The organism is Cupriavidus pauculus, assembly GCF_008693385.1.
Classification (GTDB): Bacteria; Pseudomonadota; Gammaproteobacteria; order Burkholderiales; family Burkholderiaceae; genus Cupriavidus; species Cupriavidus pauculus_D.
The window spans coordinates 598,592-614,966 of the sequence record NZ_CP044065.1 but is presented as its reverse complement, the minus strand read 5'-3'; the positions used below and the strand labels follow the sequence as shown (position 1 = coordinate 614,966).

The following is a 16,375-nucleotide window of genomic DNA, read 5'->3' as shown; positions in this document are numbered from 1 at the left end:
CTTACTCGTATCCGTAGGCACGCAGTCCCGCTTCGTTGTCGGCCCAGCCGCTCTTGACCTTGATCCACATCTCCAGGTAGACCTTGCCGTCGAACAGCTTCTCCATGTCGAGGCGCGCCTCGGTCGAGATCTGCTTGAGCTTGCTGCCCTTGTTGCCGATGATCATCGCCTTGTGCGCGTCGCGCTCGACGAGGATCGTCGCGAACACGCGCCGCAGGCGGCCTTCGGTCTCGAACTTGTCGATGATCACCGTGCTCGTGTACGGCAGCTCGTCGCCGGTCCAGCGGAACACCTTCTCGCGGATGATTTCCGACGCGAGGAAACGCTCGCTGCGATCGGTCATCGCGTCCGCGTCGTACATCGGCTCGCCTTCCGGCAGGTACGGACGGATGATCGCCATCAGGCGATCGATATGGTCGCGCGTCTTGGCCGACATCGGCACCACTTCCCGGAACGGGAACTGGTGTCCCATCTTTTCCAGGAACGGCATCATGACCTCGGCGCGGTTCTCGCCGAGCCGGTCGAGCTTGTTGGTCACGAGCAGCACCGGCGTATTCTTCGGCAGCAGCGCGAGCACCTTCTCGTCATCGGGGCCGTAATACCCGGCCTCGACCACGAACAGCACGAGGTCGACCGACGACAGCGTGGACGTGACCGCGCGGTTCAGCGAACGATTGAGCGCGCTGGCATGGCGCGTCTGGAAGCCCGGCGTATCGACGAACACGAACTGCGCGTCGTCGGTGGTCTGGATGCCGACGAGGCGGTGGCGCGTGGTCTGCGCCTTGCGGGACGTGATGCTGATCTTCTGGCCGACCAGCGCGTTCATCAGCGTGGACTTGCCGACGTTGGGACGGCCAACGATGGCCACCGTGCCGCAGCGGAACGCCGGGGCATCGGGGTTGCCCGCCGCTTCTTGCGACGGAGGCTGTAATTCGGTCATTCCTTCAACCTGAGAGACAACTGGGGATCGGGTGGCACAGGTTGCTTGCGTGTCTTGCCCGTGCGCTCGGCGCGGCTGCGCTTGAGCAGCTGCGGCACGAGCTTCTGTACTTCGTCGAGTGCAAGCTTCGCTGCCGCCTGTTCGGCCGCGCGCCGCGAGGCGCCCGTGCCGAACACGCTGACTTCCAGTTTAGGCACCGTGCATTCGACTTCAAACTGCTGGCTGTGCGCGGCGCCATGGGTGGCGACGACGTTGTACTGCGGCAGCGCGATTTTGTGCCCCTGCAGATACTCCTGCAGCAGGGTCTTGGCGTCCTTGCCCAGCGTGCGCGGATCCACCTGCTCGAGAATCGGGATGTACAGCTTGCGGATCAATCCGCGCGCCGCATCGAAGCCAGAGTCGAGGAACACCGCGCCGACGATGGCCTCCAGCGCGTCCGCCAGGATCGACGGACGGCGGAAGCCGCCGCTCTTGAGCTCGCCCTCGCCCAGCCGCAGCGTGTCGGACAGCTGCAGCATCTGGGCGATCTCGTACAGCGCCTGCTGCTTCACGAGGTTGGCGCGCACACGCGACAGGTCACCTTCGTCGAGCTTGCCGAACATGCCGTAGAGCATGTCCGCCACGGCGCAGTTGAGCACCGAATCGCCCAGGAATTCGAGGCGTTCGTTGTGCTGGGCGCTGTGGCTGCGGTGCGTCAGCGCTTGTTGCAGCAATTCGGGCTTGCTGAATCGGTAGCCGAGCCGTTGCTGCAATGCGTCGAGGTTCATGTCAGTGCTGCGTTCCCGAATAGGTAATCAATAGACTCACGGCGCCGTAGACGGGAATCTCGGTCCGGTACGAAAAATCGATCGCGCGCACGCGACCGCCTTCATCTTCCTGCACGTCCAGATCCTCACCCTTGATCGAGGAAATCTGGTCGATCTGCGCCTGCTTGTCGAAGTACGTCGCCACTTCCTTGCGGTTCGCGGCGTGGTCCTTCGCAAACGTCACCGCGCGCCGCACCGAGAAATATTCGAGCACACTCGGTATCGACTTCACTGCGGGCAAGATCACGCAGATCAGTATGACGATGACGATGAGTAACGACCCCATCGAAAAACCTCGCGATCGATGCGACTTATACATCACATCACGAAGCTGTTGTTTCCTGTTGATGCTGACCCATTGACCCATATGCGCTTCTCTCTTCTATGTGAGTGTTTGCGCGGCGCGAAAAGAACGCCTGTTCCCTGCTATTTGAACGTTCCCACGCGTCCGAAATTGCCCAGATTCATCCAGATCACGAATGCCTTTCCCACCACATTCTTATCCGGTACGAATCCCCAGTACCGCGAATCGAGGCTGTTGTCCCGGTTGTCACCCATGACGAAGTAATGACCCTCGGGCACCTTGCACGTCAGCCCCTGCTGATTGTAAGTGCAGTTCTCGTGGAACGGAAAATCCGGGTCGGCGCCGGCCACGAACGCGGGCCGGTCGGCGTCGTTGAGGATACCGTGCGACGGACCGCCGGGCAGCGTCTCGGTGAAATGCTTCGAATACGTGAGGCGCTCTTCGTCGAGGTAGTCGGGCAGCGGCTGGTACTCGGCCGGCTTGCCGTTGATCGTGAGCTTCTTGTTCTCGTACCGGACCACATCGCCGGGCACGCCGATCACGCGCTTGATGTAGTCGAGCGATTCGTCCTTCGGGTAACGGAACACCATCACGTCGCCGCGCTGCGGCTCGCCCACGTTCATGACCTTCTTGTTGATCACCGGCAGGCGAATGCCGTAGTCGTACTTGTTCACGAGGATGAAATCGCCGATCAGCAGCGTCGGGATCATCGAGCCCGACGGAATCTTGAACGGCTCCACCACGAAGGAGCGCAGCACGAACACCGCGAGGATGACCGGGAAGAAACTCGCCGAATATTCGAGCCACCAGGGCTGGCGCATCTTTTCTTCGGCCAGCCGGGCGCGCGAGGTATCGAGCTCGGCGCCACCATGCGTCGTGGCAAGCTGGCTGCGGTTCGCGTCGAACTCGGCCAGCGCCAGCTGCGCCACACTGCGGCGCTGGCGCTCGAAGACGAGCTTGTCCGCGACCCAGGCAATGCCCGTAATGACCACCAGCACAAAAAGGATCAAGGCGAAATTCATGACGGCGTTTTGATTGTCGGTTTCTTTGTGTTCTTACTTGTCGTCAACCTGCAGGATCGCGAGGAACGCCTCCTGCGGAATCTCGACCGTGCCCACCTGCTTCATGCGCTTCTTGCCCGCCTTCTGCTTTTCCAGCAGCTTCTTCTTCCGCGAGATATCGCCGCCGTAGCACTTGGCCAGCACGTTCTTGCGCAGCGCCTTGACGTTCTCGCGCGCGATGATGTTCGCGCCGATGGCCGCCTGGATGGCCACGTCGTACATCTGGCGCGGGATGATCTCGCGCATCTTCGCGGCGACTTCACGGCCGCGGTACTGCGAGTTCGAACGGTGCACGATCACGGACAGCGCATCCACCTTGTCGCTGTTGATCAGGATGTCCACCTTGACCACGTCCGACGGGCGGTACTCCTTGAACTCGTAGTCCATCGACGCATAGCCGCGCGACACCGACTTCAGGCGATCGAAGAAGTCGAGCACGATCTCGGCCATCGGGATCTCGTACGTGAGCTGCACCTGTTTGCCGTGGTAGCTCATGTTGATCTGCGAGCCACGCTTCTGCGTGCACAGCGTGATCACCGAACCCACGTAGTCCTGCGGCATGTAGAGGTTGACCGTGACGATCGGCTCGAGGATCGCCTCGATCTTGCTCGGGTCGGGCATCTTGGCCGGGTTCTCGACGGTGACCATCGAGCCATCACGCAGCTGCACCTGATAGACCACGGTCGGCGCGGTCGTGATCAGGTCCATGTCGAATTCGCGCTCCAGACGCTCCTGCACGATTTCCATGTGCAGCAGGCCGAGGAAGCCGCAGCGGAAACCGAAGCCCAGCGCCTGCGAGACTTCCGGCTCGAACTGCAGCGCGGCATCGTTGAGGCGCAGCTTCTCGAGCGACTCGCGCAGGGCTTCGTACTGGTTCGATTCCACCGGATAGAGGCCAGCGAACACCTGCGGCTTGACCTCCTTGAAACCCGGCAGCGGCGCGTCGGCCTTGCGCGTGGTGGTGGTGATCGTGTCGCCCACCTTCGCGGACTTCAGCTCCTTGATACCGGCGATGACGAAGCCGACCTGACCCGCCGACAGCGAATCGCGCGGGATCGACTTCGGCGAGAACACACCGACCTGTTCGGTCAGGTGCTGCGCGCCCGTTGCCATCAGCAGGATCTTGTCCTTGGGACGCAGCGTGCCGTTGACCACGCGCACGAGCATCACCACGCCCACGTAGTTGTCGAACCACGAGTCGATGATCAGCGCCTGCAGCGGCGCGCTCGGATCGCCCTCGGGCGGCGGCACCTTGGCGATCAGCGCCTCGATGACGTCTTCCACGCCCTGGCCGGTCTTGGCCGAGCACGGCGTTGCGTCCTGCGCATCGATACCGATCACGTCCTCGATCTCCTGGATCGCGGTCGCGGGATCGGCCTGCGGCAGATCGATCTTGTTGAGCACGGGCACCACTTCCACGCCGAGTTCGATCGCGGTATAGCAGTTGGCCACGGTCTGGGCTTCCACGCCCTGCGACGCGTCGACGACCAGCAGCGCGCCTTCGCACGCGGACAGCGAACGGCTGACTTCGTAGCTGAAGTCGACGTGTCCCGGGGTGTCGATGAGGTTCAGGTTGTACAGCTTGCCATCGCGCGCCTTGTAGCTCAGCGCGGCGGTCTGGGCCTTGATCGTGATGCCGCGCTCTTTCTCGATGTCCATCGAGTCCAGAACCTGCGCTTCCATCTCGCGATCGGAAAGGCCCCCACAAAGCTGAATGATCCGGTCGGCCAGGGTCGATTTCCCATGGTCGATGTGGGCGATGATCGAGAAATTACGGATATGGTCCATCTACAAGTTCTGGGAAGCGTGGCGCGGCCGGGTCGGTCTGTCTGGCCGGATGCGGGGCGGCGCGCATGTGCGGGTGTTTCGCAATCCGCGCGCCAAACCGAGATTTTACAGGAATTTCAAAGGGTTCCGTGACTTCAAATGGTCCGGCTCCACCGGGCCGGGTGGCCCACACAACACTCGGTGCGCATCAAGAAAAAACGCCGCGCTTCTCGCGCGACGTTGGCTGGCCACGTTGTGCCACATTGTCCGGCTTCCCCCGCCATCGCCCTGCATCTGAGCAAGACGAGGGCCGGGGCGCCCGCTTCAGCGGGCCTGCCCGTTCGGGCGCAGTGTCAGCACCTGCGTGGCGTCGCCGCGGCGCACGAAGATGGCCACGATGCGGCTCTTGTCGAGCGCCTTGACCAGATCGTTGAACTGGCGCGCGCCCGTAACGTCCGTGTCGCCGAGGCGCAGGATGATGTCGCCCGGACGAATCCCGGCCCGCAACGCCGGACCGTCTGCCGTATCGACTTCGACGCCCGACTTGACCTTGAGCTCCTTGAGGCGCGCTTCGGCGAGGTCATTTACCACCAGTCCGAGCGCATTGGGCTTCGGTGCCTGCTGGGCGCCCTCGTCGCCGCCCTTCTTGTCGCCGCCGCGCGAGCGCGCCACCTTGGCGTTGTCGGGTTCCAGTTCGGCAACCGTGATCGACACGTCGCGCGTCTGGCCCTTGCGCCAGAACTGCAGCGGCACGCGCGTGCCCGGCTTGGTGTCGCCCACCATGCGCGGCAGATCCGAGGCCTTCTCGATATCGCGGCCGTTGAACTTCAGGATGATGTCACCCGCCTCGATACCCGCCTTTTCCGCGGGGCCGCCCGGCTCGACGCTGCCGACCAGCGCGCCACGCGCGCGGCCCAGCCCCAGCGAATCGGCCACTTCCTTCGTCACGTCGCCGATCGCCACCGCGATCCGGCCGCGCGTGACCTTGCCCGACGTCTTGAGCTGCTCGACCACGCGCATCGCCTCGTCGATCGGAATCGCGAACGAAATGCCCATATAGCCGCCGCTGCGGCTGTAGATCTGCGAGTTGATGCCGATGACCTCGCCGCGCAGGTTGATCAGCGGGCCGCCGGAATTGCCCGGGTTCACCGCCACGTCGGTCTGGATAAACGGCAGGTAGTCGCCGGTGTCGCGGCCCTTGGCCGAGACGATGCCCGCCGTCACGCTGTTGTCGAGCCCGAACGGCGAGCCGATGGCCAGCACCCATTCGCCCGGGCGGATCTTGTCCGAGTCCCCGAGCGTCAGGCGCGGCAGGCCCGTCGCCTCCAGCTTGATCAGCGCCACGTCGGTCCGCTTGTCGGAGCCGATCAGCTTGGCCTTGAACTCGCGCTTGTCCGGCAGCGTCACGTAGATGGTTTCCGCATCGGCCACCACGTGGGCGTTCGTCATCACGTAGCCGTCCTGGCTGATGATGAAGCCCGACCCCACGCCACGGCTCTGCTCCTCGCCCTGCGGCGGCTGACCGCGGCGCGGCGTATTGCCGCCACCGCCCGGAGGCGTCGGCTGGCCCGGCATCGGCACGCCGAAGAACCGGCGGAAGAACTCGGCCATCTCGTCATCGTCGGGCGTGCCGTTGCCGCGCGCGCGCACGCGTTCGGTGGTACGGATATTCACGACGGCGGGGCTGGCCTTCTCCACCAGATCGGTAAAGTCCGGCAGGTTGTAGTTCGATGCCGCGGCTTGTGCGTGGCCGGACATGGAAACGGCCGGGCCAAGCACGAGCATGGCCACCATGACCATGGTTCGCACCACGGATGGAGATTTCATCATCATCGACGGCTCCCGGGATTGCAGCGAGAAAGGAATGCAGTGAGAAAGAAATGCAAGGAGCGTCCCATGGGACGCCCCGAACCGGCTCAGTGTACCGTCTTGGGCGGACGGTATTCGACGGCCGTTGCGAATTGCTTGACCGTGGCGGCCGGCACCTCGCCGACGACGGTGATCCAGTAATCGGACACGCGGCGCACGACCACCTGGGTCGCGCCGAGAGAGGCCACGCCTTCGCGGCGCGTACGCTGCTCCGACACCGGCTCGATAAAGATCGACAGACCGGTAAGGCCGTCGCTGTAGACGACCTGCAGCACCTCGAACACCTGACCCTTGTTCCCGTCCTTGCTGTCCTGGGCGGGCGCGCGCAGCTCGCCGAGCGGACGGCGCACTTCGCGAATCTTCTGGAAACCCTTGAGCGGCGGGTTGATGGTCCACCCCTCGTCGGCCAGGTTGGCCGGCTGGTAGTTGACCTCGTAGTGGTTCCAGGAACTGGAGTTCTTGATCGCCGAGAGAATGCGCTGCTTCTCCGACGGCACGCCGATATCGACCTGCGAGAACGCGACCTGCTCGAGCACCTTGCCGCCCTCGCCCAGCGTCTGCGCGCGCATCAGCAATCCCGAGTTCTTGTCCGCCCACAGGCGCACCGCATACCGCGCGCTGTCGTGCGGCTCCAGCGCGAACACCTCGCACTCGACGCCCGCCACGCGCTCCGCCGGCAGCTTGCGCATGTCGTACAGATCGAGCACGTCGGTCTTGTTCGTCGCGAGCAGCGCCGGGAAGCGGTCCTTTGCTTCCTGCTTCTCCACGACCACGAGCTTCGCTTCGGGAATCAGGCTGTGGACGACGTCGTTCTGACGCAGCACTTCACGCGGCTTGCCATCGAGCGTTTCGAGGCGTTCGTACTCGTTGTGCACGAGGTCGCTGTAGTGCTGGATGCGCGAGGCGTGCATCACGCTGCCACGCTGATAGATCAGCGTGCCAACGTAGTTTTCGCGTTGCGCCGCCCGATGGATCTTGTTGAGCCATGCGGTGGCGTCGCGGCGGTTCAGCGTGCTGTCCGGCTGCGCAGTCGCTGCGGCAGCGGTCAGACACAAGGCCAGAAAAAAGGACCTGCGCAGGCCCTTCATTCCGTATCCGCCTGCTACGTTGGCAGGCGTGTGTCCCTTATGCATGTCCGGCATTATTCCTGCGAATTATCCTGGGTGAAATTGGCGCCGTTGGCCACCGTGCGCATGGTGGGCACGACGGCATCGGTCGCCACCGACGTACGGTGCGCGCGCAGGTACTCGTCGAGGCGCGGGTCGCGGATCATCTGCGAACTGTCGGCCGCGACGGTCACCAGCGCACCGCTCGCGGCAGGCTTGGCGACGACGGACTGCACGGCTGCCGCCGGCTGTTCCGCGCGTGCCACCACGGCATCCGGCGCACCGATGTCGGCGGGGCCGCGCATCTGCGGCACGACGACCCAGCTCACCGCGGCCACGGCGGCCGCGATCGCGGTGCCCGGCATCACGCGGCGTACCCACGACGGGCGCACGAGCATGCGCTGGCGGCTCGCCGCGGCAACCGCGGGAACCAGCACGTGCGGCTCGGCTTCCAGCGTCGCGGAAAACCGGGCGAGGAACGCATCGGTCGAACCGGCATGCGTGAGTTCCTCGGACCGCAGGGCATCGCCAATCAGCTGATAGGTTGACCAGTCGGCCATGCCGGCATCGCCCTTGGCGAGCGCCAGTACTGCATCGACTTCGTTCGGCGCCAGCTCGCCGTCCATCAATACGGAGATTTGCTCCGATGCTTCCACTACCTGAACCGCATGAACCGACTGCTTATGAGCCTGACCCATTTCCAACCCCAAGAAATTCCATTGAACACCGATAAATCCCGTACTACTGCTTGTCGTTTATCGATGCAGGAATAGGCTGCAACGCTGGCTGCACGACATTCTTCTTACCACCGCTTGCCCTCTGCCGTTCCCAGCAAGGGCCGCAATTTCTCGGCAATGGCTTCCCGCGCGCGGAAGATCCGCGAGCGCACCGTGCCGATGGGGCACCCCATCGCCTCGGAGATCTCCTCGTAACTGAGGCCCTCGATCTCGCGAAGGGTGATGGCGGTACGCAATTCCTCCGGCAGCGCCTCCATCGCCCGGTTGACCGTCTCGGCCACCTGCCGCGTATGGAGCATCGACTCCGGCGTATTGATATCCCTTAGTTGTTCACCGTCCGCAAAAGTTTCAGCCTCTTCGGCGTCAATATCGCTGGAGGCCTCCGGGCGCCGGCCCTGGGTCGCCAGATAGTTCTTGGCAGTATTGACCGCAATCCGGTACAGCCACGTGTAGAAAGCGGATTCGCCCCGGAATTGGGGCAAGGCGCGATATGCCTTGATAAAGGCATCCTGCGCCACATCCTCCACTTCGGCGGGGTCCCTGACGAGGCGCGAGATCAGGCGAATGATCTTGCGGTGGTACTTGGCCACCAGCAATTCAAATGCCCGTTTGTCGCCCTGCTGGACGCGTTCAACAAGAAGCTGATCGGCTTCGCGTTCGCTCACGAATGGTTCACCTGCAGTGTATCTCTTGGTTTCGTCGTCACGACAAGCGTTGTATTTTACCTACGTTCGCGAAACTGCCGTGTGTTGCGCAGCGCATTCTGTGACCATCACTGCGCAAGAAACGTTCCTTGCACGTGATGCGCGCGTCGCGCGGGGAAAGGGTTGCACGCGGCGCGCCCCTTCCGGGGGCGCCGGCGCGCAGGCGGGAGCGGTATCAGACGCGCTTGAAGACAAGCGTGCCGTTGGTGCCGCCAAAACCGAAGTTGTTCTTCACGGCAACATCGATCTTCATCTCGCGTGCTGTGTTGGCCACGTAGTCGAGATCGCACTCCGGATCCTGGTTGACCAGGTTGATCGTCGGCGGGGAGACCTGGTGATGAATCGCCAGGACCGTGAACACCGACTCGAGGCCGCCGGCACCGCCCAGCAGATGGCCCGTCATCGACTTGGTCGAATTCACCGCCAGCTTGTAGGCGGCATCGCCGAAGGCCAGCTTGACCGCGTCGGACTCGTTCTTGTCGCCCAGCGGCGTGGACGTGCCGTGCGCGTTCAGGTAATGCACCTCGTCCGGGTTGACGCCGGCATCCTTGAGCGCGTTGACCATGCAGCGGCGCGGACCGTCCGTGTTCGGGGCGGTCATGTGGAACGCGTCGCCGCTCATGCCGAAGCCGGTCAGCTCCGCATAGATACGTGCGCCGCGCGCCTTCGCGTGCTCGTACTCCTCGAGCATGAGCACGCCGGCACCCTCGCCCAGCACGAAGCCGTCGCGGTCCTTGTCCCACGGACGCGAGGCGCCCGCCGGATCGTCGTTGCGCGTCGACAGCGCGCGCGCCGCGGCAAAGCCGCCGATGCCCAGCGGGGAGACGGTCGACTCGGCACCGCCCGCGAGCATCGCGTCCGCATCGCCATACTGGATCAGGCGCGCGGCCAGGCCGATGCTGTGCAGGCCCGTCGTGCACGCCGTGACGGCCGCGATGTTCGGGCCCTTCACGCCGTGGATGATCGACAGGTGGCCCGAGATCATGTTGATGATCGAACCCGGGACGAAGAACGGCGAGATGCGACGCGGGCCGCGATTGGCCAGCACCATCTGCGTATCCTCGATCATCGGCAGGCCGCCGATGCCCGAGCCGACGAGCACGCCGATGCGCTCGGCGTTGGCTTCCGTCACCTCCAGGCCACTGTCGCGCAGCGCCTGGGTTCCTGCCGCAATGCCGAAATGGATAAACGTATCCATGTTCCGGGCTTCCTTCGCGGGGATGTAATCCTCGGCGTTGAAGCCCTTCACTTCACCGGCGAAATGGCAGGCGAATGCGGAAGGATCGAATTTGGTAATGGTGGCGATGCCGGACTTGCCGGCAACCAGATTGGCCCAGCCTTCGGCGACCGTGTTTCCAACCGGAGACACAAGGCCAAGCCCAGTGACGACGACGCGACGACGGCTCACTATCTTTTCCTACGAGGTGCGTGAAGCGAAACGGAATCTCGCTTCGTCGAACAGACGAAAGCCACAGAAAGCAGCTTGACGGACCGGACTGGCCGGCCGCCGTGCCTTCTGTGGCTCGAATGAATACCGAGACGGCAGCAGAGACGACAGGCTTAGGCCTTGACGTGTGCGGTAGCGTAATCGATCGCTTGTTGCACAGTCGTGATCTTCTCGGCTTCCTCGTCCGGAATCTCCATGCCGAATTCATCTTCCAACGCCATCACGAGTTCAACCGTGTCCAGCGAGTCGGCGCCGAGATCGTTCACGAACGACGATTCGTTCTTGATGTCTGCCTCGGCCACGCCAAGCTGTTCAGCCACGATTTTCTTGACGCGTTGTTCGATATTGTCCATGTAACCCTCCAGGGAAGTTCGACAAAAAGTGGGCGCATTTTAGCAGGTTTGGACCGCAAAAAATCCGCTTAGCGGTCTTTGCAAGAATCGCGCCCGTTTGGTTTGAAAAACGACTGCTACGGCCGGCTTCGTAAGGCTTCTCCCTCGAAGCCGGAAAAAGCCTTTCACATATACATGCCACCGTTCACGTGCAGCGTCGTGCCCGTGATGTAGGCCGCCTGCGGACCGGCCAGGAAAGCCACCGCGTTCGCGATGTCTTCCGGCTGGCCCAGACGGCCGAGGGGGATCTGCGACTTCAGCGCGGCATGTTGTTCTTCCGACAGGACCTTGGTCATGTCGGTATCGATGAAGCCAGGCGCCACGCTGTTGACCGTGACGTTGCGGCTGCCGATCTCGCGCGCGAGCGCGCGGGACATGCCCTCCACGCCGGCCTTGGCCGCCGCGTAGTTCATCTGGCCCGGGTTGCCGGTCGAACCGACCACCGAGGTGATATTGATGATGCGGCCGCCGCGCGCCTTCATCATCGGGCGCAGCACGGCGCGCGACAGGCGGAAGACGGCCGTCAGGTTCGTGTCGATGACGTTGAGCCAGTCCTCGTCCTTCATGCGCATGGCCAGCTGGTCCTGCGTGATGCCGGCATTGTTCACCAGCACGTTCAGGCCGCCATGCGTCTTCACGATTTCCTCGACGAGGGCGTCGCAGCGTGCGGCGTCGTTGACGTTGAGCACGGCGCCGTTGCCCTTGAGGCCTTCGGCCGCGAGGTATTCACCGATCGTCGCGGCGCCGGCTTCGCTGGTCGCGGTGCCGATGACGTAGGCGCCCTGACGCGCGAGTTCGATCGCGATGGCACGGCCGATGCCGCGCGATGCGCCGGTGACCAGTGCAACCTGATTGTCGAGAAGCTTGCTCATCTTGCGTTGTTGCGTAGTTGCGTTCAGTTGCGGCGGCTTACTTCAGCAGCGCCAGTGTGTCCTGCAGCGATGCCGGATCGAAGATCGCGCCACCGACGAGGTTGCCGTCGATGCGCTTGGTCATGCCGGCAAGTACCTTGCCCGGACCGCATTCGATCACGTGGGTCACGCCCTCTGCGGCGATCTTCTGCACGCACTCGACCCAGCGCACCGGTGCGGCGGCCTGGCGCACGAGCGCATCCTTGATCTGCTCCGGGTCGCTGACGATGGCCACATCGACGTTGTTCACGAGTGGGATCTGCGGCGCGGCGAACGTCAGCGTCGCCATGCGTTCCTTGAGGCGGTCCGAAGCGGGCTTCAGCAGCGACGAGTGGAACGGCGCGGACACCGGCAGCGGCAGCGCGCGCTTGGCGCCCTTCGCCTTGGCGATCTCGCACGCGCGCTCGACCGCGCCCTTGTGGCCCGCGATCACGACCTGCGACGGCGCGTTGAAGTTGACGGCCTCGACCACGCCCGCCGATGCGGCTTCGGCGCAGGCCGCGCGCACGTCGTCATCCGAGAGGCCAAGAATCGCGGCCATGCCGCCCTCGCCCACCGGCACGGCTTCCTGCATCGCCTGCGCGCGGAAGCGCACGAGCGGCACGGCGTCGGCGAACGGGATCACGCCCGCGGCCACCAGCGCCGAGTATTCACCGAGGCTGTGACCGGCCACCAGCGCCGGACGCGGACCGCCCGCGTCGAGCCATGCACGGTACACGGCCACCGCGGCGGTCAGCATGACCGGCTGCGTGTTCGTGGTGAGGTTCAGTTCTTCCGCCGGACCTTCGGCGATCAGGCGGCCGATGTCCTGGCCGAGCGCCGCGGATGCTTCCTCGAGCGTCGCGCGCACGACCGCATTGTCGGCGAAGGCATTGAGCATGCCCACTGCCTGCGAGCCCTGGCCCGGAAATACGAATGCGAATGTCATGGGTGATTCTTTCCTGGATCTTTACTGGATCTTTGCTGGATTCGATCGGGACCTGCTTACATGCGCAGCAGCACCGCACCCCACGTGAAACCACCGCCCACACCTTCCATCAGCACGGTCTGTCCCGGCTTGATGCGGCCGTCGCGCACCGCGACGTCGAACGCCAGCGGAATCGACGCGGCCGAAGTATTACCGTGCTCGTGCACCGTGGCAACCATGCGCTCGTTCGACAGGCCCAGCTTTTTCGTGGTGCCCTGCATGATGCGGATATTGGCCTGGTGCGGCACGACCCAGTCGATCTGCTCCGGCTGCATCTCCGCGAGCGCGATCGCTTCCCGCGCCACCTTGTCGAGCACGGTCACGGCCAGCTTGAACACGGCCTGGCCATCCATATGCAGGAAGGCGTTGCCCGTGATGTTGCCGCCGGAGACATTGCCGGGCACGCAGAGAATATCCACATGGCTGCCGTCCGAATGCATCGCCGACGACAGGATGCCCGGCTCGTCGGAGGCCGTCAGCACCACGGCGCCCGCGCCATCGCCGAACAGCACGCACGTCGTACGGTCGTTGAAGTCGAGCAGGCGCGAGAATACCTCGGTGCCGATGACAAGCACATTGCGGTGCGAACCGCTGCGAATGAACTTGTCCGCCGTGGCCAGCGCGTACACGAAGCCGGAACACACGGCCTGCATGTCGAAGGCCGCGCAGTTGTTCGTGATGCCGAGCTTGTTCTGCACGAGGCAGGCAGTGCTCGGGAACACGAAGTCGGGCGTGGACGTGGCCACCACGATCAGGTCGATGTCCTGGCGGTCGATGCCCGCGGCTTCGATCGCGCGCTCGGCGGCCTTGACCGCGAGGTCGCTGCTGCCGACATCGGGCTCCGCCCAGTGACGCGCCGAGATGCCACTGCGCGTGAGGATCCATTCGTCGCTGGTCTCGATGCCCTTTTCCGCGAGCTGGGCGGCGAGTTCCTGATTGGTGACGCGCCGCGGAGGCAGATAGCTCCCCGTACCGATGATTTTTGCGTACTTGGTCATGTAGTGTCGGATCGTGTGGTCCGGGCCGCGGCTCGCTGCCACAAACGCCGCGCGCCCGGCGCCCTCTCGGACGCCGTGTCAGGCCGCATGCTTGCTGGAATGAGGATCGGGCGAATTTGTCTCCGGGCCGCCGGCGGGGTCGCCAGCAGCGGCGCTGGTGGCGCCGGCCTTGTTGGCGAAAGCCCTGGCGATGCGTTCGATGACGCCGTTACTGGCGGCATCATACCCGCGTTTGATCGCCCATTCAAAAGAGCGGGCGTCGGCCGAACCATGGCTCTTGATCACGAGGCCGCGCAGGCCAAGCAGCGACGCGCCATTATGGCGGGCCGGGTCGAGCCGGTTGGCCAGTCGCTTGAGCACCGGCATCGCGATCACGGCCAGCAGCTTGGTGAACCAGGAGCGGGTGAACTCGTCCTTGATCATGCTGCCGATCATCTTCGCCAGCCCTTCGCTGCTCTTGAGCGCGACATTGCCGACAAAGCCGTCGCAGACGACGATATCGGTGGTGCCCTTGAAGATGTCGTTGCCTTCGACGTTGCCGTAGAAGTTGAGCTCGGACGCGCGGAGCAGTTCGCCCGCGGCCTTGACCACTTCATTGCCCTTGATGACTTCCTCGCCGATATTGAGGAGGCCGACCGTGGGATGCGCCTTGTGATCGACGACGGCAACCATTGCCTCGGCCATGCGCGCGAACTGGAGCAGATGCTCCGGTTCGCAATCGGCATTGGCGCCAAGGTCGAGCACGGTGGTTCCCCAGCCCTGCTCGTTCGGAATCGTGGTGGCGATGGCGGGACGCTCGATACCTTCGAGCGTCTTGAGCACGTATCGCGAGACCGCCATCAGCGCGCCGGTGTTGCCGGCGGAGATGCAGGCGCCCGCACGGCCTTCCTTGACCTGCGTCACTGCGACGCGCATCGAGGAGTCCTTTTTCTTGCGGAGCGCCACTTCCACCGGATCATCCATCGTGATGACCTCGGTGGCGGCCACGACGGTCACGCGCGGGTGATCGAGCGCATGCAGCTTCTTCAGCTGCGCTTCGATGGCGTCGGGCAGGCCGACCAGCACCATCTCGGCATCGTCGTGACGGGATAGAAAACTGATCGCTGCGGGCACGGTCACGGACACGCCGTGATCGCCGCCCATGCAGTCGATGGCGAGCTTGATCGTCATTGTTTCCTGGTACGGAAAACGCGCTGCCGGCCCGAAGGCCGAGCGCCCAACAAAAAAGCGGCAACGAGCTTGCCGCTTTCCTGTTTCATACCTGACAACGTTCGCGAGCGAGACGCAAGGTCACGCCGAACGACTTGGTCAGTCGTTCTTGGTCTTGATGACCTTGCGACCACGGTAGTAGCCGTTCGGGCTCACGTGGTGACGCAGATGCGCTTCGCCGGTGGTCGGCTCGACAGCCAGGGGCGCAGCCGACAGATGGTCGTGCGAACGGTGCATGCCGCGCTTGGACGGCGACTTCTTGTTCTGTTGAACAGCCATGATGACTCCTTCGAGAATTTTGCGATATTAACACACGCACCCTGCACAAGGCGTAGCCGGGGCCCGGCCGGATGCTTCAACTTACTACCCTCTGACTGACGGCGCCGATGCTTTCATCAGTGCTTCGTCGTCTTCAGGCCAGCCAGCGCCGCAAAGGGCGATGGCCGCTTTTCCTCTTCAGGCGGCGCCTCGGGCTCCACCTCTCCATCCACACCGGTCACGAGCGACTCGTGCACGGTCGGACAGACTTCATGCTTCGGCGCCACCGGCAACGCCAGCAGAACCTCGTCCTCGATCAGTTCCAGCACCGAGAACCGGCGCGAACCGACGATCACATCCACGTCTTCGTCCTCGTCGGGCACGGCATCGGCCTCTTCGTCGCTGGCCATCACCTCGAACCGCATATCGGTGTCGATGGGCTCCGCGAATGCCGCCAGGCAGCGCTGGCAGTCCTGCCATACACGCCCTGCCGTCGTCACGTCGAGATACAGCCGCTGGACCGCCGGCGCTCCGGGTTCCGCCGCGTCTTCCTGGACAAAGCCCCGGATGGTATAGCGGAACGTCTCGTCGGGTGCCGTCGCTGGCGCGTCTTCGGCCGTCTCGGCTAAGATGCGCGGCAAATCGCGCACCGCGATTTCGCCTTCCGCGCTGCCGCCCTTGCGGCAAAACGCGAAAATGTCGGTCTCGCGCAAATCGAATTCAACGACATTCGCCACGTTAGCGACGTTTGCACCAGTCGGCGGGGTGGGCGGGGTCGATGGAGTCATGTTGATCTCCTGCGATACGCGAGCAGCTAAACGCGCGATTATACGACGCTTTCGTCCGCACAGCAAAGTTTACCGGCCTGACCCGCCAAAGATCCGTTCCACCGTTTTCCT

General features: G+C 63.8%; 17 protein-coding genes. All 17 read right to left on the bottom strand.

The features are described 5' to 3' along the window. Window position 1: 1 nt before the first annotated feature. The 17 genes from era to FOB72_RS02840 all read right to left on the bottom strand — a co-directional run bounded on the left by era (window position 2) and on the right by FOB72_RS02840 (window position 16,264). Window positions 2-940, bottom strand: coding sequence for a GTPase Era (era, locus tag FOB72_RS02920; protein WP_150371158.1), 939 nt, complete (start codon window positions 938-940; stop codon window positions 2-4). Continuing rightward, window positions 937-1,707 (bottom strand): ribonuclease III, encoded by a 771-nt coding sequence (gene rnc / locus FOB72_RS02915; protein WP_109580567.1) that lies wholly within the window; start codon window positions 1,705-1,707, stop codon window positions 937-939. The genes era and rnc overlap by 4 nt, the downstream gene beginning before the upstream one ends. 1 nt (window position 1,708) lies before the next feature. Further along, entirely contained in the window at window positions 1,709-2,032 is a 324-nt protein-coding gene (locus FOB72_RS02910; RefSeq protein WP_150373717.1) for a DUF4845 domain-containing protein, read from the bottom strand. A gap of 140 nt (window positions 2,033-2,172) precedes the next feature. After that, the gene (lepB, locus tag FOB72_RS02905) at window positions 2,173-3,072 is read right to left on the bottom strand and encodes a signal peptidase I (protein ID WP_150371157.1); all 900 of its coding nucleotides are present in this window, start codon (window positions 3,070-3,072) and stop codon (window positions 2,173-2,175) included. 33 nt (window positions 3,073-3,105) lie between these two features. Then, window positions 3,106-4,899 carry a translation elongation factor 4 gene (lepA, locus tag FOB72_RS02900; protein WP_150371156.1) on the bottom strand — a complete coding sequence of 598 codons (1,794 nt, stop codon included), beginning with the start codon at window positions 4,897-4,899 and terminating at the stop codon, window positions 3,106-3,108. A gap of 303 nt (window positions 4,900-5,202) precedes the next feature. Beyond that, window positions 5,203-6,672: a DegQ family serine endoprotease gene (locus FOB72_RS02895; protein ID WP_411859821.1), complete on the bottom strand. Its 1,470-nt coding sequence runs from the start codon at window positions 6,670-6,672 to the stop codon at window positions 5,203-5,205. 122 nt (window positions 6,673-6,794) lie between these two features. Beyond that, the gene (locus tag FOB72_RS02890) at window positions 6,795-7,880 is read right to left on the bottom strand and encodes a MucB/RseB C-terminal domain-containing protein (RefSeq protein WP_150371154.1); all 1,086 of its coding nucleotides are present in this window, start codon (window positions 7,878-7,880) and stop codon (window positions 6,795-6,797) included. An 8-nt stretch (window positions 7,881-7,888) separates the two neighbouring features. Then, window positions 7,889-8,551 (bottom strand): sigma-E factor negative regulatory protein, encoded by a 663-nt coding sequence (locus FOB72_RS02885; RefSeq protein WP_150371153.1) that lies wholly within the window; start codon window positions 8,549-8,551, stop codon window positions 7,889-7,891. Between the two features lie 104 nt (window positions 8,552-8,655). Continuing rightward, entirely contained in the window at window positions 8,656-9,255 is a 600-nt protein-coding gene (gene rpoE / locus FOB72_RS02880; protein WP_109580561.1) for an RNA polymerase sigma factor RpoE, read from the bottom strand. A gap of 214 nt (window positions 9,256-9,469) precedes the next feature. Continuing rightward, window positions 9,470-10,702 (bottom strand): beta-ketoacyl-ACP synthase II, encoded by a 1,233-nt coding sequence (fabF, locus tag FOB72_RS02875; protein ID WP_150371152.1) that lies wholly within the window; start codon window positions 10,700-10,702, stop codon window positions 9,470-9,472. Between the two features lie 152 nt (window positions 10,703-10,854). Then, window positions 10,855-11,094, bottom strand: a complete 240-nt coding sequence (gene acpP, locus FOB72_RS02870) for an acyl carrier protein (protein WP_008644813.1) — start codon at window positions 11,092-11,094, stop codon at window positions 10,855-10,857. Window positions 11,095-11,258: 164 nt separating this feature from the next. Further along, on the bottom strand, window positions 11,259-12,005 hold the full coding sequence (gene fabG / locus FOB72_RS02865; RefSeq protein ID WP_150371151.1) for a 3-oxoacyl-ACP reductase FabG: 747 nt from the start codon (window positions 12,003-12,005) through the stop codon (window positions 11,259-11,261). A 37-nt stretch (window positions 12,006-12,042) separates the two neighbouring features. Beyond that, window positions 12,043-12,972, bottom strand: coding sequence for an ACP S-malonyltransferase (gene fabD / locus FOB72_RS02860; RefSeq protein WP_150371150.1), 930 nt, complete (start codon window positions 12,970-12,972; stop codon window positions 12,043-12,045). A 56-nt stretch (window positions 12,973-13,028) separates the two neighbouring features. Then, window positions 13,029-14,009: a beta-ketoacyl-ACP synthase III gene (locus tag FOB72_RS02855; RefSeq protein ID WP_150371149.1), complete on the bottom strand. Its 981-nt coding sequence runs from the start codon at window positions 14,007-14,009 to the stop codon at window positions 13,029-13,031. 78 nt (window positions 14,010-14,087) lie between these two features. Next, on the bottom strand, window positions 14,088-15,179 hold the full coding sequence (gene plsX, locus FOB72_RS02850; RefSeq protein ID WP_150371148.1) for a phosphate acyltransferase PlsX: 1,092 nt from the start codon (window positions 15,177-15,179) through the stop codon (window positions 14,088-14,090). A gap of 138 nt (window positions 15,180-15,317) precedes the next feature. Then, a complete protein-coding gene (gene rpmF / locus FOB72_RS02845) occupies window positions 15,318-15,497 on the bottom strand; it encodes a 50S ribosomal protein L32 (RefSeq protein ID WP_017229329.1) in 180 nt (59 codons plus the stop codon). A gap of 116 nt (window positions 15,498-15,613) precedes the next feature. Beyond that, entirely contained in the window at window positions 15,614-16,264 is a 651-nt protein-coding gene (locus FOB72_RS02840; protein WP_150371147.1) for a DUF177 domain-containing protein, read from the bottom strand. Window positions 16,265-16,375 lie beyond the last annotated feature (111 nt).